This is a genomic window from Sphingomonas oligoaromativorans (assembly GCF_011762195.1).
In the GTDB taxonomy this organism is placed as follows: Bacteria; Pseudomonadota; Alphaproteobacteria; order Sphingomonadales; family Sphingomonadaceae; genus Solisphingomonas; species Solisphingomonas oligoaromativorans.
This window is the reverse complement of sequence record NZ_JAASQK010000002.1, coordinates 451764-475309: the sequence shown is the minus strand read 5'-3', so window position 1 is coordinate 475309 and position 23546 is coordinate 451764. Positions and strand designations below refer to the sequence as shown.

The following is a 23546-nucleotide window of genomic DNA, read 5'->3' as shown; positions in this document are numbered from 1 at the left end:
CCTCAGGGGAGTGGGCGGATGCCTTCCACCCGCACGCTCCAGCCGGCCGGGAAGCCGGGGGCGTGCCCGGTCGAGCCCTGCCACCCCGCCGCCATCATGCCGACCGCGAGCAGCAGCGCGCCGTTGGAAGGGAAATAGGTGTCGGCGAGGCGCGTCTCGGTCTTGCCGTCGGCGGCGAGATCGAAGCGGGGCGTCATGCCGGTTGCGCCCCAGCGGTTGTTGGGGGCGTCGCGCAGCAGCCAGTCGACGGCTTCCTCGGGGCGGCCGAGCCGGGCGGCGGTCATCGCGATCATCGGGAAGTCCCAGCCCCAGAGCTGGCGCATGTCCCAGTCCGCGTCTGTGGCGGCGACGGTGCGGGCCATGGCGGCCCGGTCCACCCGCGCGCTGCCGATCAGGCCGAAGGGCATCAGGAAGGAGGGATGGTCCCGATTGGTGCAGAGCGGCGGCCGGGCATCGCCGCGACATTCCGGCGAGGCGGCGCGCGCCCAGAAGCCGGGTTCGCCCGCCACGGGCACATAGCGCCCATCCTGCATCGGCATCGGCGCCATGCCGGCGATCACCTTGTCCCATTGCGGGTTGCGCGCCAGCCCGCGCCGCTCCCGCCACGCCTGCGCCCGCTCCAGCCCCCAGCGGAAATATTCGACCTCGAAGGCGGGATCGGCCGTGGTGAAGGGATCGTGATTTTCCTGCACCGGCACCACAGGCGGGCCGATATGATAGCGCCCGGTCGCCGGATCGAGCCGGGGCCAGCCCGCCAGCATGTTCGCCGTCGCCTCGACCAGCGGGGCATAGCGATCCAGCGTCGCGCGATCCGGGTGGGCGCGCCAGACCAGCTCGGCGAGATAGATCGGGTGCGGCTGCTGCCACAGGATGAAGGGGTTGATCGGGCTCGGGCTGTTGCGCCCCTCCGGCCCGGACATCTTGGGCCACCACGCGGCGGCGTTCAGGCCATGCCGTCGCCCCTCGGCGATCGCGTCGGGCAGGTACGCGCGATACCATTCGAGGCTGCGTTCCAGCAGCGCGGGACGGCCCCAACTCGCGAAATGCGCCGAATGCCAGGGGTGCATCTCCAGATGGAATTTGCCGTTCCAGCTATTGGAGAAGAGCCCTTCCTCCTGCGGCGGCAGCGAACCCGCCTCGTTGATCGCGGCGAGATATTGCGACAGCACCACGCGCCGTTCGAGTTCCGCCGCGCGCGGATCGTGGCTGCCGGAGAAGTCGACGATGCCGCCGTGCGTCCAATAATCCCGCCAATGCCGCTCGGTGGCGGCGACGGCGCGGGCATAATCGGGCGCCGGGGCGGGATGCGGGGAGCGCCCGAAGCCCACCATCGCCACCAGCCGGTCACCGTGCCCGCGGATCGCGAGGCGATGCGCCCCGGCCGGTATGACCGTGCCGCCGGGTGCCGTCACCGACGAGGTGGTGACCGTCTGGTCGATCCGGTTGCGGATTTCGATCCGGTCGGGCCGGCGGGCGATGATCCGGGTCCGATAAGCCTCGGGATGCGCCCAGTCGGACGGATCGGGATTGATCGCGCGCGAAACGCCCGGATAGGCGACGCGCACCGCCACCCGCCCGCTCGCGACCAGCGGCGAGCGGACCTCCACCAGCAGCATGTCGCGATCCGGGTGGACGCGCGTCGTCACCGTCACCGGCTCGCCGTCGAGCCGGAAGCGGCTGGTCAGCGTGCCGGTCCACAGGTCGAGGTGCTGGACGGTGTCGGTCAGATCCTCGAAGCGCACCGGGCGGCCATCCGCATGATGCATGTCGAGCGAGACGCGGCCGAGCGAGAAGCGATGCGGATTCTCGCGCAGCCACGCGATCACCGGGTCTTTCGCCGCGGCGGCGAGATCGCGGACATAGGCATAAGGCTGCGAACCCCGGCCGGGGACGGGCACCTGCACCAGCCCGGCCTCGGCATCCAGCGGACGGGGCGGGGGGAAGCTGTGCCACGCCCATTGCGCCATGGTGAGCAGCGGCGCCTGGCGGGCATATTGCTCGGGAAAGGTCTGAAGGCCGGTGATGTCGGCGGTGAAGGCGATCTCGCCATTGCCGATCATCGCGGGGGCGTCGCGGTCGATCGTCGTGAAGGTCACGGCATGACGCTCGACCAGCGCATGGCGATCGATGGGCACAGGCCCCGCCGCCGGCAATGCGAGGATCGCGGCGAGCGTCAGCAGAGGCCTCACAGGGTGACGCCTCGTTTCCAGATCGCGATCTCGCGTTCGTCGTTGCGCTCGGCGGCGGTCCGCTCGCCCGAGGCGATGGCGCAGATGGCGGCGAGCAGCGCCTCGGCGGTGGGCGCCATGCCGTCTTCGAGCGCGCGGCCGGCGTCGAAGTCGATCCAGTTGCGCTTGGCGGCGGCGAGCGTGCTGTTCGAGGCGATCTTGACCGTCGGCACCGGAAAGCCGAGCGGCGTGCCGCGCCCCGTGGTGAAGAGGATCAGCGTCGCCCCCGCCGCAGACAGCGCGGTGGAGGAGACCGCGTCGTTGCCCGGCCCTTCCAGCAGGGTGAGCCCGCGTGTGCGCAGCCGTTCGCCATAGCTCAGCACATCGGTGACGATCGCGCGGCCGGCCTTCTGCACGGCGCCGAGCGACTTCTCCTCCAGCGTGGTGATGCCGCCGGCGATGTTGCCGGGGGAAGGGTTTTCGGACACCGGCTCGCCATGCGCGGTGAAATAGGCCTTGAAGCCGTTCACCAGGCCGACGATCCCCTCGAAGAGCCGCGCGTCGGCCGCGCGATCCATCAGCATCTGCTCGGCCCCGAAGATCTCCGGGATCTCGGTGAGCAGGGTGCTGCCGCCCGCGCCCGTCACCCTGTCGCTCATCCGCCCGACGAGCGGATTGGCGGTGAGGCCGGAGAAGCCGTCCGATCCACCGCATTTGACGCCGAGCACCAGCTCGGAGAGCGCCGCCGGGGTCCGTATCGCAAGCCGGGCCTCGGCCGCGAGTTCGGCGACCAGCGCGACGCCTTCCTCCACCTCGTTGGCGGAGGATTGGGCGCGCAGGGTCCGCACCTTCGCCCGCGCGCTCTCGGGGATCGCGGCGAGCATCCGGTCGAGCTGGTTCGATTCGCAGCCGAGCCCGATCAGCAGCACGCCGCCTGCGTTGGGATGAGCCGCCAACCCCGAGAGGATCGCCGTGGTCGCCTCCAGATCGGAGCCGAGCTGCGAGCAGCCATAAGGGTGGGCGAAGGCGTGGATGCCGTCGAGGCCCTCGCCATGGAGCGCATCCGCCTTCCGCGCGATCTTTTCGGCGGTGCGCGCCACGCAGCCGACCGTCGGGATCACCCAGATCTCGTTGCGCGTGCCGACCCGCCCGTCCGCCCGCCTGTAGCCCCGGAAGCCGGGCGTCTCGGCGGGAACATCCGCCGGATCGAAGGCCGGCGCATAGGCATAACGGCCATCCGGTTCGAGCGCGGTCAGGACATTGTCGACATGGACGTGGGTGCCCTGCGGGATGGCGGCCGTCGCCCTGCCGATCGGGAAGCCGAATTTGAGCACCGGCGCGCCGGCCGCGATGTCGCGCACCGCCACCTTATGTCCGCGCGCGATCGGCTCGCGGACGGAGAGGGGAGCGCCGTCCAGATCGACGATGCTGCCGGCGTCGATATCACGGAGCGCGGTCGCCACGTCGTCGCGTGGATCGACGCGGAACAGAGCCTTTTCCATCCTTCTTCCCGATCGTGGTTTGTTGTTGGGTGATGGCCACGAGGGGCGCGGCCACCGTCATGGGCGATTAATGCCATCGCTGGCACTCCTCTATCAACAGGAAAGATGCCCCGCATTTCCGGCTTCGGCGCCAGCCCGCGCCAAAGGACGATGCTAGAGGACGATCTCGAACCGCCCGCCGCCGCCTGGCTCGCCAGCATAGCGGATCGCGCCATGGTGCAGCAGCACCACCTGCCGCGCGAAGCTCAGTCCCACGCCGGTGCCCGACGGCTTGGTGGTGAAGAAGGGGAGGAAGATTTCCCCGAGGCTGGCGTCCGGCACGCCCGGCCCATTATCCTCGACGAGGATGCGGACACGCCCCGTCGGCAGGCCCTCGATGACGAGCGCGACGCGGGGCGCGGGCCTATGGGCGCTGGCCGCCTCGCCGCCATTCTTGAGCAGGTTCAGCACCACCTGCGACAGCAGCTCCGGGTCGCCGTCGATCATCAGCGCCTCGGGCAGGACGCTGACGTCGAGCGCCACATCTTCGCCCGCCGGCATCGCGCGATAGAGCCGGGTCAGTTCCTCGGCCCACGTCCGCGCCCGGAAACGGCGGCGGGCGAGGGCGGGGGCACGGCTGAACTCGCGATAGCTGTCGACGAAATGCATGATGCCGGAGGCGCGGCGCGCCAGCGTCTCCACCGCGATGCGCGCGTCGGCGATCGCCGGATCGTCGCCTTGGTCGATCTCCGCCATCAGCCCGGCCGCGCTTTCGGCGAGCGAGGTGACGGGCGTCATCGAGTTCATGATCTCATGGGTCAGCACGCGGACCAGATCGGCCTGCGTCGCGACCTCGGCGGCATCCAGCTCGCCCTGGATGACCTGTACCGAGGCGATCCGCCACGTCCGCCCCAGCCGCTCGACCTGCGTGACCGCCACCATCGCGCGTTGCGGCAATCCGCCCAGCACCACCCGGCAGAGGCGGCGGTCGCCCGGCACCACATCCGTGAGGGCCGCGACGAAGCCTTCGCCATAGGGCATCAACTCGGCGATGCCGCGCCCGCTCGCCTGCCCGAACAGGCGGCGCGCGGCCTTGTTCGAAAGCTCCACCCTGCCGTCCGGGTCTATGGCGAGGATCGGCGTCGGCGCCTCGTCCACCAGCGTGGCGGCGAAGCGGTTTTCGGCGGCCTCGGCGGCGCGATGCTCGCGCAGGCGCCGGATCGCGGCGTTGAGCGTCTCGCCCAGCGCGTCGAAGCCGCTGCCCTGATGCGTCTCGGGGAAGACCTGCGTCAGATCCTCGTGGCGGATCGCCGAGACGAAGCGGGTGAGCTGGGCATTGGTGCGGCTCACCGCCCGCCACAGCGCCCATGCCGCCGCCAGCGACAGCAGCCCGCAGAGCAGCTTGGTCGCGAGATGCCCCGGCACCGGCAGGAACCAGGCGAGCGCCACCAGCGTCGCGAGCAGCAGCAGCATATGCCCCGCCAGCCGTGCGACGAAGGGCGCCCTAGAGGCCATGCTTCTCCATCCGCCGATAGAGCGAGCCGCGCGTCAGGCCCAGTTCGGCCGCCGCGTTCGAGATGTTATAGCCATGCTTGTGGAGCGCGCGCTCGATGAGCTGGCGCTCGGCACGATCGAGGTTGAGGTCTGCGGGGGCGGGTTCGGCCACGGCGGCGGCCTGCACATAGGGGGCGGATGCGGCCTTGGGCAGCGGGAAGTCCTTGAGCGCCAGCGTCGCCCCGTCGGCGAGGATGATCGCCCGCTCGGCGGCATGGCGGAGCGCGCGGACATTGCCCGGCCAGTCATGGGCGACCAGCGCGTCACGCACCGCATCGGGCAGCACGGGCGCCGGCCTCTCGTAGCGGGCGGCGTAGAGGCGGAGATAATGATCGAGCAGCAACGGGATATCCTCGCGCCGTTCGCGTAAAGGAGGCAGCTCGATCTCCACCGTGTTGAGGCGATAGAGCAGATCCTGCCGGAAGCGGCTTTCCTGCCCGAGCTGATCCGGGGGCAGGTTGGTCGCGGAAATGACGCGCACGTCGATCGGCACGGGGGCGTTGGCGCCGACCGGCGTCACCTTGCGCTGTTCGAGCGCGGTGAGCAGCTTGGGTTGCAGATGCAGCGGCAGATTGCCGACCTCATCGAGGAACAGCGTGCCGCCTTCCGCCGCCTGCAAGCGGCCGACACGATCGGCGCGGGCATCGGTGAAGGCGCCCTTCACATGGCCGAACAGCTCGGAGTCGAAGAGATTCTCCGCCACCGCGCCGAGATCGACCGACAGCATGATCTTGCCCGCACGCCGCGAATGGCGGTGCAGTTCGCGCGCGACCAGTTCCTTGCCGGTGCCGTTCTCGCCGAGGATCAGGACGTTGGCGTCGGTCGGCCCGGCCTTCTCGATCAGCGACAGCACGCGCGCCATCGCCGGCGAGGAACCGAGCAGCGGGGTTTCGGAGCCGGATGCGGGGGCTGGGGACACCCCGTCGCTCTGCCGGCGCGAGCGGCTGAGCGCGGCGGCGGAGCGGACGACCGAGAGCAGCTTGTCGTTGGCCCAGGGCTTGGAGACGAAATCGGTCGCGCCCTGCTTCATCGCCTGCACGGCGGTCTGCACGCCGCCATGCGCGGTGATGAGCACCACCGAGGCCTGCGCGTCTCGTTCGAGGATGCGCCCGAGCCAGCGGAAGCCCTCGCTCCCGTCGGTGGCGCCGCGCGCGAAATTGGCGTCGAGCAGGATCACGTCCGCGCGGCGCTCGCCCATCCAGTCCAACGCCTCCTGCGGCGACGGCGTGACGCGCACCTCGGCGAAGAGCTGGCGCATCAACAGGCGCGCCGCCAGCAGGATATCCTCGTCATCGTCCACGACGATGCAGCAGTCGAACTTCTCGGTGCTCACTCTGTCCCTCCGATGGCGGTGCTGCCATCCTTCGGGCGGCGGCTCAACGTCTGTTTCCGAACACCTGACTGTCCGAAACCGGACAGTGCCAAGATGATGTGCAACGATCATTTGTCCATCGATCGTTATTTTTCAATGGTTTATAAAATTGGCACGGCTCCTGCTGAGGTTGTTCCGTGACCGACACGCCGCCGGCCACGAGGACAAGGAACAGAGCCATGTGCAAGTTCATCATCAATCTGATGTTCGCCGGCGCCGGCCTGCTCGGCACCACCGCGATCGTCGCTTATTCGGACCCGGCGGTCGCCGCCGTTCCCGCCGTGACCGTCCACTACACCGCCGCCGAGCTGGCCAGCGTCGATGGCCGCGCCGCGATCGCCAAGCGCCTTCACATCGCCGCCTCGCGCGTCTGCCCGGCCGGCAATATCGGCGAGTTCTTCGCCGCCCAGGCGTGCCGCAACGAGGCCTATGCCCAGGCGCAGGACATGCTGGGCAAGGCCGTCGCCGCCCGGACCGACCGCACCGTCCAGCTCGCGGCCCGCTGATGACCGTCTCCGGTTCGGCCATGGATCGCCGGGTGGAAAAGCCCCGCACCGACCGTCGCTGGCGCTGGATCGCCGCGGCGGTCGGCCTGCTGGCGGCGGTCCTGCTCGGCTGGCACTTCCTGCCGTCGAGCGGCTCGGCCGATATCGCCGCCGCCGATATCGAGACCGGCGCCGTCGCGCGCGACCGGTTCGAGGATTATCTGCCCGTCCGCGCCACCGTCGCGCCCAATGTCACCACCTTCGTCGGCGCCGTATCGGGCGGGCAGGTCGAGAAGCTGCTCGTGCAGGACGGCGCGGCCGTCACCGAGCGCCAGCCGCTCGCGACATTGCTCAATCCCTCGCTCAAGCTCGACGTGCTGACCCGCGAGGCGGAGATCGCCAGCCAGCTCGGTACGCTCTCCGGCGACGATCTGGCGCTTGAGAAGAGCCGCCTCGATCGCGCCAGCCAGACCGCGTCGGCCAGCTACGACCTCATCAAGGCGCGGCGCGATCTCTCGATCCGCCAGCAGCTTCACGATCAGGGCTTCGTCTCCGACGAGGGCGTGAAGAGCTATCGCGAAGAGGCGGATTATCAGCAGAAGCGGCTTGGCCAGCTTCAGTCCGGTCAGGCGAAGGAAGACCAGACCGCCAATCTTCAGGCCTCGCGCCTCGCCGAGACGCGCGCGCGTCTCACCAGCAATCTTTCCGCCGTCCGGGCGGGGCTCGACGCGCTGGTCGTGCACGCGCCGGTCACGGGCAGGCTCACCAATTTCACCATCCAGCCGGGGCAGATGCTCAAGGCCGGCGATCAGGTCGGTCAGGTCGACAGCGAGGGCTCGTGGAAGCTCGTCGCCGACGTGGACGAATATTATCTCGGCCGGGTCCAGCCGGGCCAGCACGCCAGCGGCGACAATGGATTGAACCTCGTCGTCACCAAGGTGCTGCCCGCCGTCACCAACGGCCGCTTCCGCGTCGAGCTGGGCTTCGTGGGCGCCGCGCCCAAAGGCCTCAATCGCGGCCAGACCGCCGATATCCGCGTGACGCTGGGCAGCGCGCGCGAGACGCTGGTCGCGCCGGTCGGGAGCTGGCTCGACAGCGGCGGCGGCAATTCGGCCTTCGTCGTCGATGCCGATGGGCGCCATGCCCGCCGACGCCCGATCCGCACCGGTGCGCGCAATCCCGAGCAGGTCGAGATCCTTTCCGGCCTCCAGCCCGGCGACCGCATCGTCACCTCCAACACCGCCGCTTACGACAAGAGCGGCGTCCTCAACATCCGCTGACGGAGCTTCCCATGATCCGCCCCATGATCTGTCTTGAATCGATCCAGCGCCGCTACGCCTCCGACGAGGTCGAGACGACCGCGCTCGCCGACATCAACCTGGAGGTCCGCGAGGGCGAGTTCCTCGCCATCATGGGGCCGTCGGGCTGCGGCAAGTCGACCTTGCTCAACATCCTCGGCACGGTCGATCGGCCGAGCGCCGGCCGCTATCTGTTCGGCGAGCGCGATCTCGCCGCGATGGACGAGGCGTCGCTCGCCAGGCTGCGCGGCGAGACGCTGGGCTTCGTCTTCCAGAGCTTCAACCTGATCGACGAGCTGACCATCCAGGAGAATGTCGAGCTGGGCCTCGCCTATCGCCGGGGACTGAACGGGGACCGGCGCAAGCGGGTGGAGCAGGCGATGGACCGCGTCGGCATCTCCCACCGCGCGCGCCATTATCCGCACCAGCTTTCGGGCGGCCAGCAGCAGCGCGCCGCGATCGCGCGCGCCATCGTCGGCCAGCCGAGCCTGATCCTCGCCGACGAGCCGACCGGCAACCTCGACACCGAGAACGGCCAGCAGGTGATGGACATCCTGACCAGCCTGAACGGCGAGGGCGCGACGATCGTGATGGTCACCCACTCGCCGAGCCATGCCGACATGGCGCTCCGGCGCATCGACATGCTGGACGGGCGGATCGTCTCCTCCGTCGCCCGCGCGATCTGAGGGGCAGGGCCATGAACCGTTTCGCTTTCGTCACTTTCTATCGCTCGCTGGTGCGCCACAAGCTTTATGCCGCGCTCAACATCGGCGGGCTCGCGGTGGGCATCGCCGTGTTCATCGTGCTCGGCCTCTATGTGCGGTTCGAGACCGGCTATGAACGGTGGATTCCGCATCACGACCAGATCTATCTGGTGCAGGACAACTGGAACCTGCCCGGACAGTTCGAAGGCCCGATCCCGACCACGGGCGGCGGCTGGCTGGAAACCTTCCGGCGGGATTTCCCCGGCATCGAGGGCACCCGGCTCGACGAGGAGAATGCGACCGTCCTGAAGAACGGCACGGCGACCAGCGAGAAGATGCAGCTCGTCGATCCCGAGTTCCTCGATCTCTTCGATCTGCCGATTACGCGCGGCAACGCGGCGGGCGTGCTGGCCGATCCGTCCAACCTCATCATCAGCGAGACGGTGGCCGGCAAATATTTCCCCGGCATCAACCCGATCGGTCAGCCGATGACGCTGGTGCTGAACGGCACGCCGCGCCTTTATCGCGTCGCGGCCGTGTTCGGGAACCTGCCGCGCAACACCGAACTCAAGGCGAACATCATCGCCAAGCTGGTGCCGCAGCAGGTCGCCGGGGATTATTGGTATCACTGGGGCAGCGAGTCCCTTTACACCTATCTCCGTTTCCCGACGCCGGCCGCGGCGAAGGCGCTCGCGGGCAAGCTCGACGATTTCGTCCAGCGCCATGCTGTGCAGGATCAGGGCAAGGATGTCCTCAAGGTCTTCCGCGAGACCCTGCTGCCGATCACCGACCTGCACCTTCAGGCGAAGGGCGCGAAGCTCACCGTCGCGACGCTGGGCATCGTCGGCACGCTGACCCTGCTGATCGCCATCGTCAATTATGTGAACCTCGCGACGGCACGGGCCAGCCTGCGCGCGCGGGAAGTGGCGATGCGCAAGGTGCTGGGCGCGGACCGCAAGACGCTGATGCGCCACTTCATCGGCGAGGCCATCGCGACCGCCGCGCTGGCCGCCTTCGTCGGCCTCGCGCTCGCCGAGATCGGGCTGCCGCTGGTCAATGCGGCGGGCAACCTCTCGCTGTCGATCCATTATGTCGGCGACAACGGCGTGCTGTTGCCGCTGGTGTTGCTGGTGGTTCTCGTCGGGGTCGCGGCGGGCCTCTATCCGGCCGTGCTGCTTTCCCGCTTCCCGGCGGCCGGCGTGCTGGCGGCCTCGCGCTCGGCCGGCGGCGGCCGGGCGGGGACGCGGGTGCGCGAGGCGCTCGTCATCCTCCAGTTCGCGCTGGCAACCGCCTTCATCGTCGGCACCATGGTGCTGACGGCGCAGACCCGCCATGTCCGCAACGCCGATCTCGGCTTCGCCCGTGACGGGCTGATCGTGGTGCCGAGCTTCATCGAGCCGCGCCTGACCGAGAGTCAGCGGACATCCCTCGTCAACGGCTTCGCGGCGCTTCCGGGCGTGCGTGCGGTCTCCCGTTCCGATACCGCGCCGGGCGACGAGCATTATCAGAACCATATCAACCTGAAGCTGCCCGGCATGATCGGCAACGGCCCGTCGCTGATGGCGATCGTGGTGGACCGGGGTTTCTTCCGGGTCTTCCGGCCGACGCTGCTGGCCGGCCGTCTGCCCGACGACGCGCATCGCGACGACGATATCGCCGGCAAGCCGGTGGAACAGCCTCACAGCGTCGTCATCAACCGCCGGGCCGCCGCCGAGTTCGGCCTGACCCCCCAGCAGGCGATCGGCAAGACGCTCACCAGCGGCACGTCGGTCCGCACCGTGATCGGCGTGGTCGAGAATATGCGCTTCTATTCGCCCCGCGACGGCACCCGCGCGGCCTATTACACCTATCGCTCGCGCGACATCACCTCGCCGATCGCCTCGGTGCGCTTCGACGGCGATCCGCGCGGCATGACCGAGGCGCTGCGCGGCGTGTGGCGCCGTATCGCGCCGGAGGTGCCGTTCAAGGCCGTCACCGCCGACCAGAATCTCGAAACCTATTACAAGTCCGACGATCAGGCCTCGCGGCTGTTCGCGATCGGTGCGGGGCTGGCGGTGGCGATCGGGTGCGTCGGGCTGTGGGGCCTCGCCTCGTTCAACACGCAGCGGCGGGTGCGCGAGATCGGCATCCGCAAGACGCTGGGCGCCTCCTCGCGCGATGTCGTGCTGCTGCTTGTCACGCAGTTCCTGCGGCCGGTGGTGATCGGCAACCTCATCGCGTGGCCGCTGGCCTTCATCGCGATGCGGACATGGCTGGCGGGTTTCGAGGACAGGATCGGCCTTTCGCCGCTCTATTTCCTCGGCGCGACGCTGGCCTCGCTGCTGATCGCGGTGGCGACCGTGCTGATGCAGTCGCTGCGCGCCGCGCGCGCCGCGCCGGCCTGGGCGCTCCGCCATGAATAAGCAGGGGTGGATGCTGGCGGGCCTGCTGCTCGCCGCCGCGCCGGCGCGGGCGGAGACGCTCGCGCAGGCGGTGGACGAGGCCTATGCCTCCAACCCCGTCTTCGCGGCCGCCCGCGCCCGCCAGCAGGGGCTGGAGGAGCTGCCCGAGCAGGCGCGCGCCGGCGGGCGCCTCTCGGCGGCGGCCGATGCGGCGGGGGGCTATGACAAGTTCGACTATGGCAAGGGCGGCGCCGCGACCGTCTCGGCCGATCTGCCGATCTGGACGGGCGGGCGCGTGTCCTCCGCCGTGCGCGCGGCGCAGGGCGACGTCGCGGCCGGTGCGGAAGGGCTGCGCGACAGCGAGGCGGCGCTGCTCACCGATGTGATCGGCGCCTATGCCGAGCTGCTCTACGACCAGCAGTCCGCCGACATCGCGCAGGCGGACATCGCGCTGCTCGATCATCAGGTGGCCGAAGCCAACGCCCGCTACAGGCTCGGCCAGGCGACGCGCACGGACGTCGCGCAGCTCGAAGCGCAACGCTCCTCGGCGGTGGCGACGCTGGCCGAGGCGCAGGCGACGCTGGCAACCACCGGAGCCCGTTATCGCGCCATCGTCGGCCGCGCGCCGGGGGTGCTGGCACCGCCACCGGAGACGTTCGCGGCGCTTCCCGCGAGCCTGGATCAGGCGCGCAACCGGACGCTCGACACCAATCCGCTCTATCGTCAGAGCCAGCGCCTTGCCGAGGCCTCGTCCGCGCGGATCGACGAGGCGCGGAGCAGCGGCGCGCCGACCGTCTCGCTCGGCGGCAGCTATGGCTATGACGTGCGTGCCACCGGCGGCGACGATCATGCCTTCCCACGCGCGGCGGCGGCCGGCGTGGTGCTGCATGTGCCGATCCTGACCGGCGGCCTCGTCGCCTCGCAGGTCCGGCAGGCGCGGGCGGACTATCGCGCCGCCCGCTTCGATCAGGACGCGGCCGCGCGCGAGGCGGTGCGCGCCACCGAGGCGGCGTGGGCCGCCATGACCGGCGCCCGCGCACAGGCCGAGGCGAACCGCAGCCGCGTCACCGCCGCCGACCTCGCGCTGAAGGGCGTGCGGGCGGAATATGGCTTCGGCCTCCGCTCGACGCTGGACATCCTCGTGGCGGACGAGAGCCTGCGTGCTGCCCAGCTCGCCGAGGCGCGCAGCCGCAGCGACCTGCTGATCGCCGAGGGCGCCCTGCTGCGCGCGACCGGCAAGATGGACCGGAGCATCTTCGGATAATCCGCGGGCGACTGGCAAGCCGGGGTGCGGGGCGATAGAAGCCCTCCGCCAGATGCTGGCGGCAACCGCATGGGATGGAACAGTGACGAAGCTCCCCGACGTGAACGAGGATCAGCAGGCCACGCTGATCGATCTGGACGGCGCCGCGCCCCTGATCGCGCCGCTCAACGAATGCGTGCGCCATTTCGCGGCGCTCACCGCCAGGGCGAAGGCGGATGCGCGCGTGCTGCTGACCAGGCCGGTGCCGCGCAAGGACCGGCCGACGCGGACGTGGATTCTCAATCCCGACGATCTTGAGGAACTGGCCCGCGCGCTTCCGGGGCGCAGCGTCCACTGAACGACGGCGCCCCTCGGGTCGGGGCGGGATAGCCGGCGCGCCTCCCGTCGCGCCGGCCGGCCGGGGCGCCCTCACTCGGGCGCCTCAGTCCGAGGCAGGCTCAGGCGTGCCCGGACTGGAAGAACTCATTTCCCAGGACGCCGGTCCGTGCCGCGAAAATCTCGATCTCCCGGTAGGTGATGAGGCTGCGCTGGTGCTGGATTCCGACGAGGAAACGGGATCGTTCGGTTTCGGGCTGGTCCCGCATCCAGCGTATCATCGCGCCCAGCGTGCCGCTGTGGACGATCTGCGCGGACGGCGCGGCGGGATTGACCGTGTCGGTAAGATGAACCCAGGCGCGGTGCGCCAGAGGGAGATGGTCCATGATAGTGCCCCTTCGGCCGGATATTTCTCCAAGCGGAAGCAACGACTGAACGCCGATATAGCACGTTCTGGCGCTCGCCGAGGGGCAAAAAAGAGAAGGCGTCCCGCTTCGATCCAGAATTTCGGACGAGGAGACGCCTTCCGGCAACAGGTGTTATTTCGCCTTGTCGGCGGTCCGCGCGACGGCGTTTCCGGCCGAGGCGACATCCTTGCCGGCGCCGGCGATGGTGTTGCAGGCCGTGGTGAGGCCGGCGGCGACGAGAAGAGCGAGCGTGAGGGTCTTGCGCATGGGAATCCTTTAGACTGGCTGGCGCAGATACGCGGCGGCGCGCGGCGGAAGTCAAGGATTTCAGGCGGTGACGATCGCACCGTCACGGACATGGACGGGCCACGCCGCGAGCGCCTGCCCCACGCACGGCCCGCCGACACAGGCGCCGCCCTCGATACGGAACAGTGCGCCATGCCAGCTACACGCGATCAGTCCGCCGTCGGGCGTCAGATAATCATCGAGCGTCTGGGCCAGCGGCAGGCCGGCATGGGGGCAGCGATCGACATAGCCATGCACCGCCTCGCCCTTGCGCACGACGAAGCCGTGGAAGCGGCCCGCGCGCATCTGGAGCACGAAATTGCGCGCCTTGCCGTCGGCGATGGCGTCCAGCGGGCAGAGCGTCACGCCGGCGGGCGTGCTGCTCAGCCGCGCGGCTTCGGGCTCGGCGTCGCTCACCTGGGGAACTGCGCCTTGGGGAAGCCCGACCACACCGCGTCATAGTCCGGCTGGCAGAGCGGCGTCTCCATCGCCCAGCGGGTCGGGCGGATGACGTGGCGGCTCTCGAACATGAAGGCCATGGTGCCCTCGATCCGGTGCGGCTTGAGATCGGCGGAGACCGCCTTCTCATAGCTCGCCCAATCGGGGCCATGGCCGTTCATCTGATTGTGGAGCGAGGCGCCGCCGGGCGCGAAGCCGCCCACCTTGGCGTCGTACACGCCCTCGATCAGGCCCATATATTCGCTCATCACGTTGCGATGGAACCAGGGCGGGCGGAATGTGCCTTCGGCCACGATCCAGCGCGGCGGGAAGATCACGAAATCGACGTTGGCGGTGCCGTGCGTCTCGCTGGGCGATGTCAGCACCGTGAAGATCGACGGATCGGGATGATCGAAGCTGACCGTGTTGATCGTGTTGAAGCGCCGCAGATCGTAGCGGAAGGGCGCGATATTGCCGTGCCACGCCACCACGTCGAGCGGCGAGTGGCCGAGCGTGGTGGTCCAGAGCCTGCCCTGGAATTTCTGGATGATCTCGGTCGGCTGGTCGACATCCTCGAACCAGGCGACGGGCGTCTCGAAGTCGCGCGGGTTGGCGAGGCCGTTGGCGCCGATCGGACCGAGATCGGGCAGGCGGAAGAGGTGGCCGTAATTCTCGCAGACATAGCCGCGCGCCGGGCCGTCCACCAGCTCGACGCGGAAGCGGATGCCGCGCGGGATCAGCGCGATGTGGAGCGGGGAGATCGTCATCGCCCCCATCTCGGTGACGAGGCGCAGCGTGCCCTGCTGCGGCACGATCAGCAGCTCGCCGTCGGCCGAGAAGAAGACGCGGCGCTCCATCGAGCGGTTGGCCGCATAGAGGTGGATGCCGCAGCCGCTCCCCGCCGCGACATCGCCATTGCCGCCATAGGTGACGAGGCCATCGACGAAATCGGTGGGCTGGTCGGGGAGGGGCAGCGGATCCCAGCGGAGGCGATTGGGGCTGGGCGGCACCTCGTCGAACGGGCCGGAGCGAAGCAGCGGCGCGCCGTCATAGGGGACGAAGGGCGCATGGTCCGCGGTCGGGCGCATCCGGTAGAACCAGTTGCGGCGGTTCTCGGCGCGCGGCGCGGTGAAGGCGCTGCCGGAGAATTGCTCGGCATAGAGGCCGAAGGGCGTGTGCTGCGGCGAGTTGCGGCCGACTGGCAGCGCGCCTTCCACCGCCTCGGTGGCGACATGGTTGGCGAAGCCGGGCAGATAGGTCTCGCTCACGCGCGTCTCGCTTGTCGTCGCTTCGACCATCGGCTTTTCCGCTCCCTATAATCAAGCCCCCTCCCACGGGCGAGCGGGAGAGGGCCTGTCTTTCTTATCTTATCTCACCGCCAGCCCGTCGGTCTCGGCGAAGCCGAGTCCCGTGGGCTGGCTCCGCCGCGCCGGCCGGTCGCGCTCCGGCATCCGTGGATGCCTTAGGCATCCACGGTAATGACGCCGCGACGAATCTGATCCAGCTCGATCGACTCGTAGAGCGCCTGGAAATTGCCGTTGCCGAAGCCCTCATTGCCCTTGCGCTGGATGATCTCGAAGAAGATCGGGCCGAAGGTGTTCTCGGTGAATATCTGGAGCAGGATGCCCTCGTCGCCGACATTGCCGTCGATCAGGATGCGGTTCTTCTTCAGCCGCTCCAGATCCTCGCCATGGCCGGGGACGCGCTTGTCGACCAGCTCGTAATAGGTCTCGATCGTGTCCTGAAGGCGCACGCCGCGGGCGCGGAGCTTCTCGACCGTCTCGTAGATATTGTCGGTGGTGAGCGCGAGGTGCTGGATGCCTTCGCCGTTGTAATCGCGGATGAATTCCTCGATCTGGCTCTTGTCGTCCTGGCTCTCGTTCAGGGGGATGCGGATCGCCTTGTCGGGCGCGATCATCGCCTGGCTGAACAGGCCGGTCGCCTTGCCCTTGATGTCGAAATACTTCTGCTCCTCGAAGCCGAAGAGCTTGTTGTAGAAGGCCGACCACACGCGCATCTGGCCGCGCTTCACATTGTGGGTGAGGTGGTCGAGCAGGTCGAGGCCGACATTGTTCTTCGCCGACGCTTCCTGCCAGCCGGGCACTTCCTCCCAGTCGGCGAAGGGATCGCTGTCGACCAGATACAGCAGCGAGCCACCGATGCCCTCGATCGCCCTGGCGTTCGGGAAGGCGCTGTTGGAGGTGTCGGCGTTGGTGGCGCCTCGCTCCAGCGCGATGCGGTGCGCGTCGGCGGCGTTGGCGACCTTGAAGGCCATGCCGTTGGCGGAGGGGCCATGCTCGGCGCGGAAGGCGGCGGCGTGGCCCTCGCCGGCGTTGAGCACGAAGGCGATGCGGCCCTGGCGATAGAGGGTCAGGCCGCGGGCCGGCACGCGGGCGGCCGGCACGAAGCCGAGCTGTTCGAGCTGGGCGCCCATGCGGGCCGGATCGGGCGAGGTGAATTCGCAGAAGGCGAAGCCGTCGAGCCCGAGCGGGTTCGTTTGATCCTGCGTCATGGTCGATCTCCAGAGGTCGGTAACAATCGTTACCAATATGGGATCGGGCGCCCCGGAGTCAAAGGGGGGGAGGGGCCAATTCGTGCATCCGCTGCGGCGGATGCGGGCCATGAAAAAGGGGGCGCGGCCTCGCGACCGCGCCCCTTTTCCTGGGCTCCCGATCAGAACCCGATCTGGAGCCCGGCACGCAACGCTACGGACACTCGATTCTGCTGCTGCTCGCCGCTGAACTCACCGCTGATGGTGTAGCCGCGGGTGCCGCCCTTGAGGCGGAAGGCGCCGGTCCAGCCGCTGGTGCGGTCTTCCGGCGTGAGGGTGAAATCCTGGCCTCCGGTGAAGTGGGCGGTGGTGCTGCCCAGCGACCCGCCGACGAGCTGGCGGCGGCCGCCCTCGATCTCGGCGCGGAAGAAGCCGCCCTCGTCCTCGGTGAGGTCGAAGAAGTTGTAGCCCAGCGCCACCGAGCCGTTGGCCGCCAGTTCGTCGCTGGTGCGGCCGTCGACGATCAGGTCCATGCCGACCCCGCCGCCGTCTTCGGCATAGTGGCCCTCGTGCAGGTGATAATAGTCGACCGAGGCCTGCGGACGCAGCGAGAAGCTGCCCAGTTGCAGCTTGTAGGAGAGGCCCGCCGTGCCGGAGTAGAGCTTGCCGCTCCACTTGCCCTCGGCGTTGCGCAGCACCTTGTCGTCGCCGTCCATGCCGTCGAAGCGGCGATGGCTCTTGAAGTCGATCGTCGCCCACGATCCGCGCGCGAAGGCGTGGAGAGGCCCCCAGTCGGAGCGCCAGTAAGCGGCCAGTTCATACTGGTTGGAGTTCACCTCGTTGGTGGTGCCGCTGTCATCGTCATTGCCCGCGAGATAGGCGACCGACACGCCGAAGCGGCCGAGTTCGCCCGCCTTGATCTCGGCGCCGCCCGACGCGCCCCAGCCGTTGATGTGATAGCCGGCCGTGTCGCTGATCGCCTTGGTGCGGCCCCAGCCGACCTGCTGGAGCCAGAAGGCCCAGCCGCCTTCGTCGGCGATCGGGGCATCCGGGTCGGCGAGCATCCGCGCGGTGGCGCGTGAGCCCGAGGTCACCGTGTCGAACGCGCCGCCGGCGAAATCCGGCAGCAGCGAGCGGAAGCTGTGGTTGAAGCTCGACGCATCGGTGATGCCGAGGAAGGAGTCGCCGATCGGCTTGTCCGCCGCGATCGCCGCGTAGACCGCGTCATAGGCGGCCGCCTGCGCGCGGTTGAGGCCGAGTTCGGTCGCCGACTTGCGGGCCACCGAGACGTCGATCTCGTTGGCGCCGTTGGCGGTGACGGTGGCTTTGTAGAGATAGGGCAGCACCGTGCCCGTCGTCGTCAGGTTGGTGGCGCCGGTGATCGTGTTGGCGGTCACCACCGCATAGGTGCCGACGGTGTGGTTGATGTCGGAGAAGTGCAGCGCAAGCTTCGAGCCGGTGTCGAAGCTGGCCGTGTTGGCGTTATAGATCGTATTCGCGCCCGTCGTGCCATCAATGGTGACGCCGAGGGTGCCGTTGCCGGACACCGCGAGCGAGGCGAGCGAGGTGTTGCCCGTGCGCGTTACGTTGAGCGTGCCGCCCTTCACCGTCACCGCCGTGTTGCCGCTGTTGTCGAGCGTACCGGTGAAGCTGGCCGTGTCGGAAATCGAGAGCTGGCCGAGGGCCAGGCCGCCACCGAAGTCCGCGGAGCCAACGAAGGTTGAGGTGTTCGCGAGGGACAGCGTCTTGGTGCCGTTTTGTCCGAAGGCGACATCGCCGGTGTACGCGGCGTCGCCCGAGAGAGCCACGTTGCTGTCGCCGTTCGCGAAGCTGGTGTTCCCGGTGACGGTGCCGTCCGCGATGACGAAGCTGTTATTGCCGCTGCCGAAGCGAACGTCGCCCTTGATCGACGGTGCCGTGGCACCCGAGGCCGCGACCGGCTGGGTGATGGTGACGGCCGAGGACGAGGCCGAAAGGTCGATCGCGACATTCTGTCCGTCCGCGCCGCCGGCCGCCGCGATCGTGCCGCTGTTGGTGATCGAGGTCACCTGGCCGGACTTGTCGAGGATCGCCGCGGTGCTCGACGCCGTATCGGTGGCGGTGGCCTGGATGGTGCCGCTGTTGACGATCGAGCTGACAGAGGCGCCGGCATCGATCTGGAGGCCTATGGCCGAGCCGCCATTCGTGCCGCCGCCGCTGGCCGAGATCGTGCCGCTCACCGTCACCTGCGGCACGGTGGCGCCGCTGCCGATGCGCACGGCGGTGGCCGTCGCGTTGTTGGCGGTGGCGGCGATGGCGCCGCCGACGGTCATGCCGTTGGCGACGTTCACCGTGCCGCCCTGGCCGCCGATCACGAGGCCGTTGGCGGCGACGCCGTCATAGACGCCGTTGCCCGAGACGCTGCCGTTGATGACGAGGCCATGCTTGTCCGCGTCCGAGGTGACGGCGCCCAGCGTGATGCCATGGTCGCTCGCGCCGATCAGCAGCGCCGGGGCGGAGCCGTAGTTGGTGAGCGAAGCGGCGGTCGTGGTGACGGTGTTGCCGCTCGAATCCGTGGTCGAGGTGGCGGCGGTGAACAGCACGCCGCCCGCGACGCTGCCGGCGATCTGCATCGTCGGCCCGCCCTGGAGCAGATTGTCCGCGGTGAGCTTGGTCACGTCGCTGGGAAGCGTGGTCGAGCTGTAGCCCGTCGAGGTCATCGCGCCCTGCACGACCAGCGTGCCCCCGATGTCGCCGTTGAGCAGGACGGCCGAGGCGTTGAGGCCGACCGCGCTGATCGATCCGTTCAGCGCCACGTTGCCGCTGATATTGCCCGCCCGTATGCCGACGGTGCGGTCGCCGACGATGCCGATGGTGCCGCTCTGGGTGAGCGAACCGGTCAGCGGGCCGTCGAGCGAGATGCCGGCCGAGTCATTGCCCTCGACGTTGATCGAGCCGCTGCTGGCGATATCGCCGGTGAAAGCGCCCGCCGTGCGGATGCCGTATCGGCCGGAGCCCTGCGCGAACGGGCCGTCCAGCACGCCGTCGTCGTTGGTGTCGGTGCGCGTGTAGGTTTCGCTGACGGTGATCGTGCCGCTGTTGGTGATTCCGCCGGAGACGCCGGCGTTGGCGAGGATGCCGATCGCGTCGTTCGCCCCGTTGATCGAGATCGTGCCGGCATTGGTGACGGCGTTGTCGCTGTTGATCGTGACGGCCGTGCCCGAGGTGGGCGAGACGGTGCCCGCGCTTGTGATGCTGATATCGGCGGGCGTGCCGCCGGTGCCGGCCGTGGCGGTGAGGACCGGCGTGGTCTGCGACGCGCTGATGGTGACGACGGGGTTGGCGGCGGACGCGGCGGAGGTGGCGAACAGCCCGAACGCGATGGGCGTGAGGCAGGTGGTGGCGAACAGGCTGCGCATGGAACCCCTTTATCGTCTACGCGACGAGGGATGGCTCCGGGGCCTCCCCCATTAGCGTGAAGACGGAGACGTTCGCGGCCGACCTTGGTCTAAAAATGCGTGTCGAAACCGAGGCGCACGGTTCGGGGCTGGAGCGGAGTGATCTCGCCCCCGCGCTGGACGTCGAGTGGCGTGCCGAGCGCGAAGCGATTGCCCGCCGTATCGAGCAGGTTGGTGATGGAGAGCGTCACGCCCGACTTGCCGCGCCCCAACCGCATGGACCAGCCGGTGTCGACATAATTGCCCTCCGTGCCGCCCAGCACCGGGCCGACGCCGAGGCGGGACTTGCCGATATAGCGCGCCCAGCCGTTGGTGGTGAGTTCGAGCCCGCCTGCGAAGACATGGCGATAGTCCACGCCGACGCGCCCGCCCAGTTCGGCGACGTTGGGCAGTTGCCGTTCCACTTCCTGCACCGCGCTGAGGCTGGCCGGTTCGGTGACGGTGGGCAGCGGCTGGCCGATGCCTTGCGGGGGAGCGAACAGGCGGATGGCGCGCAGGCCTTCCGCATCCGGGCGCGTGAGCTTGCTGTTGTTGACGATGAACGAGCCTTCGAGGCGCAGTTCCGGGATCGGCCGCCAGACGGCGCGCATGTCGAAGGACCAGATGCGGCCGTCGCCGATGTTGGTGGTGACGGGCAGGCCCAGCGCGTCGAGGAAATCCGCCTGCACATGGCGCCAGTCGGTATGCGCGACGGAGGCCGCGAGGCTGAAGCGGTCGCTGCCCGGCGGCGACCAGCGCACGCCCGTCTCCATCGTCGCCACCCGATCGCTGCGGAAGCGCTGGATCATGTAGTTGCCGATGCCGAGCCCGCCGGGGCGGAAGCCCTGCTGGTAGCGGGCGAACAGGATCACCCCGCGCCCCGGCTCCACTGAAGCGGAGAAGGAGGGGAGGAACTTGGTCTCGGAACGGCTGCTGGTGTCGACCTCCTTCGCCGCCGCGAGGAGAAGCTGGCCGGGATCGAGCGGATGGCCGGTCAGCCGCGAATGGGTGAGGCGCCCGCCGCCGGTGAGCGTGAGGCCGTGCAGCGGCTCGACGGAGGCCTCGCCGAACAGCGTCTCCTCCTCCACGATGTTCACCACGCCGGTGGACGGCGGCGTCGCGTCGACCGGGCCGAGTGTGCGGGTCAGCCGCGCGCTGTTGTGGAGATAGCTGGTGCCGATCACCCAGCCGAATCCGTCGCGCATCGGCCGCGACAGGCGGCTTTCGGTGGAGGCCAGGGTGGTGTGGTTGCGCTGGCGGAACAGGCGATAATCCCCCGGCGTCACCGTCGCGTCGAAACGCTCGTCCACCGTCTGGCGGATGAGCGCGCCGGAGATGGTGAAATGCAGATCCCCCAGATCCTTGGCGATGTTCAGCTCGCCCATCCGGTAATTGTCGTCATAGGGCTGGGCGATGGTGCTGTGCCGGGTGAGCGACGGGCTGTCGCGGTCGGCATATTGGCTGTCGTCGCCGTGGATGTTCTGCGCGGTGCCGCCGACGTCGATCGTCCAGCCGTCGCCCGGCGCGAGGCGGAGCATGGCGCGCCCGCCCTCGGTATGGACGCGGTTGATGTTCTTCTGCCCGGTGGTGAGATTGTCGATATAGCCGCCATCGCTGCTCGCATAGCCGACGATGCGGAGCGCGGCATGATCGTCCACGATCGGCAGGTTGAGCGTGGCCGATCCGTCCACCCCCGCCGCGCCGTGTGCGACGGTGGAGGCGCCGAGCGTGGCGCCGCCCTCGAACCGGTCCAGCACCGGATCGCGGCGGACGATGCGGATGATGCCGCCCGGCGATCCCGCGCCGTAGAGCGTGCCCTGCGGCCCTTCCAGCACCTCGACCGAGGCGACGTCGTAGAGCTTCAGGTCGGGGTCGGGCGCGTTGTAGGTGAGGCGCACGTCGCCCAGATACTGGCCCACCGTCGCCTGCGACTGGCCGACCAGCCCTGAATCCGCGACGCCCCGGATGAAGAGCTTGTCGCGCCCCGCGCCGAGATGGGTGGAGGTGACGCTGGAGACGCGGCTGGCGAGGCTGTCGCTGTCGGCGGGGCCGCCCGTCGCGAAGTCCGCGCCCGACAGGATCGAGACGGTGCCGGGGAAATCACGCAGCAGCGTGCCGCGCTTGCTGGCGCTGACCACGATCGGATTCGCATCCTTCTCCTCGACGGAGGACGGAGGCGGCGCGGCCCGGCGGGGGTCGGCGGCGATCTGCCAGCTCGTCGTGCCGATGCGTTCGGGATGCGCGCCCGATCCGGCCAGCATCCGGTGCAGCGCCTGATTGACCGTCAGCCGCCCCTGCACCGCAGGCACCTTCCGTTGCCAGAGGCCCGCGTCTCCCACGCGGATGCTCGCCCCGGTGGCGCGGCTCAGCGCCACGACGGAGGCGGCGAGCGGGCCGGCGTCGAGATCGATCGAATGGCGAACGTCCGCGACGGCAGAAGCCGGTGCGATCAGCGCCGCTGCCGCGGCGAACAGAGGGAGGCGGGCGTTCAATACCGGAGCGGGATTATGGGCGGGATTCGGGCTTTCGGATCAGCAGCCAGCGTTGGTGACCATGTTCCACGCCGACGTCAAGCAGCGGGCCGAGGCCGGCGAGGAAGCGGGTCTTGTCCCCGCCATAGGCGATCACGCCGGTGAAGCGCTGGTGAGCGACATCGGGCGCGGCCTCCACATCGATGCCGAGCCCGCGCGACAGATCGGCGGCGACGGTGGCGAGCGGCGCCTGCTCGTAGCTCAGGCGATCCTCGCGCCAGCCGCCGATATCGGCCACGGCGGTACGCGTCAGGTGCAGCGTCGAGGCATCCCCGGCGGCCGCGAGCTGCTGCCCCGGCCCGAGATGCACGGCCTCGCCGCGCGGATTGTAGACCACGCTGCCTTCCGCCACCGCGACGCGCACGTCCTCGCCTTCGCGCGTCACGTCGAAGCGGGTGCCGACGTCCTGCACCTCGTCGTCACCGACGCGCACCGCGAAGGGATGCTCCTCGTCATGGCGGACGTCGAACAGCGCCTCGCCGCGCTCCAGCGTGGCGACATGCGGATCATGATGGTCGAGCCGCAGCCTGGTGTCGCCGTTGAGCGCGATGGTGGCGGTGCCGATCGAGACGATGCGGTGCTCGCCGGGGCCGGTCTCGATCGCATAGGGGGCGGGGCGGAGGTTCATGGCGGTCCAGCCGAGCCCGCCGACGATCGCGGCGGCGATCAGGCCGCCCGCAGCCCAGCGCGCGCGGGCCTTGCGCTCCGGCATCGTCGTTTCCGGCCGTGTCGGCGTAGCGGGCGTCTGGGGCAGGGCGCGCAGCGACGGGTCGACCGCCTCGCCGGCGGCGACCACGGCGTCATAGGCGGCGAGATGCGCCGGGTCCGCCTCGAGCCAGGCCGTGAAGCCCTCCCAATCGCCGAACGCGGGATCGCCGAGCCGGATGACCCATTCGATCGCCTCGTCGCGCAAGCTGTTGTGCCGGTCCGTCATCATGCTGCCTTCGCAGAGAGAA

At 69.3% G+C, this 23546-nt stretch carries 18 protein-coding genes; 6 read left to right on the top strand and 12 right to left on the bottom strand.

Features of this window, described 5'->3' with window-relative positions; translation table 11 throughout:
• Positions 1 to 2: 2 nt before the first annotated feature.
• From FHS98_RS06270 to FHS98_RS06255, 4 genes are all read right to left on the bottom strand, one after another.
• On the bottom strand, positions 3 to 2189 hold the full coding sequence (locus tag FHS98_RS06270) for a hypothetical protein (RefSeq protein ID WP_167101627.1): 2187 nt from the start codon (positions 2187 to 2189) through the stop codon (positions 3 to 5).
• Positions 2186 to 3670, bottom strand: coding sequence for a UxaA family hydrolase (locus tag FHS98_RS06265; protein ID WP_167101624.1), 1485 nt, complete (start codon positions 3668 to 3670; stop codon positions 2186 to 2188). Before FHS98_RS06265 ends, FHS98_RS06270 begins: the two co-directional genes overlap by 4 nt.
• Positions 3671 to 3823: 153 nt before the next feature.
• The gene (locus tag FHS98_RS06260) at positions 3824 to 5164 is read right to left on the bottom strand and encodes a sensor histidine kinase (RefSeq protein ID WP_167101621.1); all 1341 of its coding nucleotides are present in this window, start codon (positions 5162 to 5164) and stop codon (positions 3824 to 3826) included.
• The gene (locus FHS98_RS06255; RefSeq protein ID WP_167101617.1) at positions 5154 to 6536 is read right to left on the bottom strand and encodes a sigma 54-interacting transcriptional regulator; all 1383 of its coding nucleotides are present in this window, start codon (positions 6534 to 6536) and stop codon (positions 5154 to 5156) included. Before FHS98_RS06255 ends, FHS98_RS06260 begins: the two co-directional genes overlap by 11 nt.
• A gap of 218 nt (positions 6537 to 6754) precedes the next feature.
• Between FHS98_RS06255 and FHS98_RS06250 the strand changes: the two genes are divergently transcribed.
• The 6 genes from FHS98_RS06250 to FHS98_RS06225 all read left to right on the top strand — a co-directional run bounded on the left by FHS98_RS06250 (position 6755) and on the right by FHS98_RS06225 (position 13044).
• Positions 6755 to 7081, top strand: coding sequence for a UrcA family protein (locus FHS98_RS06250; RefSeq protein ID WP_167101614.1), 327 nt, complete (start codon positions 6755 to 6757; stop codon positions 7079 to 7081).
• 32 nt (positions 7082 to 7113) lie between these two features.
• Positions 7114 to 8340, top strand: coding sequence for an efflux RND transporter periplasmic adaptor subunit (locus tag FHS98_RS06245; RefSeq protein WP_341786033.1), 1227 nt, complete (start codon positions 7114 to 7116; stop codon positions 8338 to 8340).
• A gap of 23 nt (positions 8341 to 8363) precedes the next feature.
• Positions 8364 to 9044 carry an ABC transporter ATP-binding protein gene (locus FHS98_RS06240; protein WP_208402075.1) on the top strand — a complete coding sequence of 227 codons (681 nt, stop codon included), beginning with the start codon at positions 8364 to 8366 and terminating at the stop codon, positions 9042 to 9044.
• 11 nt (positions 9045 to 9055) lie between these two features.
• Positions 9056 to 11464: an ABC transporter permease gene (locus tag FHS98_RS06235; protein WP_167101608.1), complete on the top strand. Its 2409-nt coding sequence runs from the start codon at positions 9056 to 9058 to the stop codon at positions 11462 to 11464.
• The gene (locus FHS98_RS06230; protein ID WP_167101605.1) at positions 11457 to 12707 is read left to right on the top strand and encodes a TolC family outer membrane protein; all 1251 of its coding nucleotides are present in this window, start codon (positions 11457 to 11459) and stop codon (positions 12705 to 12707) included. The genes FHS98_RS06235 and FHS98_RS06230 overlap by 8 nt, the downstream gene beginning before the upstream one ends.
• Before the next feature lie 82 nt (positions 12708 to 12789).
• Positions 12790 to 13044 carry a hypothetical protein gene (locus FHS98_RS06225; RefSeq protein WP_341786032.1) on the top strand — a complete coding sequence of 85 codons (255 nt, stop codon included), beginning with the start codon at positions 12790 to 12792 and terminating at the stop codon, positions 13042 to 13044.
• A 100-nt stretch (positions 13045 to 13144) separates the two neighbouring features.
• On the opposite strand, the gene FHS98_RS06220 is transcribed toward FHS98_RS06225, so the two are convergent.
• The 8 genes from FHS98_RS06220 to FHS98_RS06185 form a co-directional block, all read right to left on the bottom strand.
• Positions 13145 to 13408, bottom strand: a complete 264-nt coding sequence (locus tag FHS98_RS06220; protein ID WP_167101599.1) for a hypothetical protein — start codon at positions 13406 to 13408, stop codon at positions 13145 to 13147.
• A gap of 153 nt (positions 13409 to 13561) precedes the next feature.
• Complete coding sequence (locus FHS98_RS06215) at positions 13562 to 13696, bottom strand: entericidin A/B family lipoprotein (RefSeq protein WP_167101596.1); 135 nt, start codon at positions 13694 to 13696, stop codon at positions 13562 to 13564.
• 60 nt (positions 13697 to 13756) lie between these two features.
• Positions 13757 to 14131, bottom strand: coding sequence for a Rieske 2Fe-2S domain-containing protein (locus FHS98_RS06210; RefSeq protein ID WP_167101593.1), 375 nt, complete (start codon positions 14129 to 14131; stop codon positions 13757 to 13759).
• Positions 14128 to 15450, bottom strand: a complete 1323-nt coding sequence (gene hmgA, locus FHS98_RS06205) for a homogentisate 1,2-dioxygenase (RefSeq protein ID WP_167101590.1) — start codon at positions 15448 to 15450, stop codon at positions 14128 to 14130. The genes FHS98_RS06210 and hmgA overlap by 4 nt, the downstream gene beginning before the upstream one ends.
• A 164-nt stretch (positions 15451 to 15614) precedes the next feature.
• Positions 15615 to 16664: a 4-hydroxyphenylpyruvate dioxygenase gene (gene hppD / locus FHS98_RS06200; RefSeq protein WP_167101588.1), complete on the bottom strand. Its 1050-nt coding sequence runs from the start codon at positions 16662 to 16664 to the stop codon at positions 15615 to 15617.
• Positions 16665 to 16825: 161 nt separating this feature from the next.
• Positions 16826 to 20041 carry an autotransporter outer membrane beta-barrel domain-containing protein gene (locus FHS98_RS06195; protein WP_167101586.1) on the bottom strand — a complete coding sequence of 1072 codons (3216 nt, stop codon included), beginning with the start codon at positions 20039 to 20041 and terminating at the stop codon, positions 16826 to 16828.
• Positions 20042 to 20130: 89 nt separating this feature from the next.
• Positions 20131 to 22551: a TonB-dependent receptor gene (locus FHS98_RS06190; RefSeq protein ID WP_167101584.1), complete on the bottom strand. Its 2421-nt coding sequence runs from the start codon at positions 22549 to 22551 to the stop codon at positions 20131 to 20133.
• 13 nt (positions 22552 to 22564) lie between these two features.
• Positions 22565 to 23527, bottom strand: coding sequence for a FecR family protein (locus tag FHS98_RS06185; RefSeq protein ID WP_167101582.1), 963 nt, complete (start codon positions 23525 to 23527; stop codon positions 22565 to 22567).
• Between the last annotated feature and the right edge of the window lie 19 nt (positions 23528 to 23546).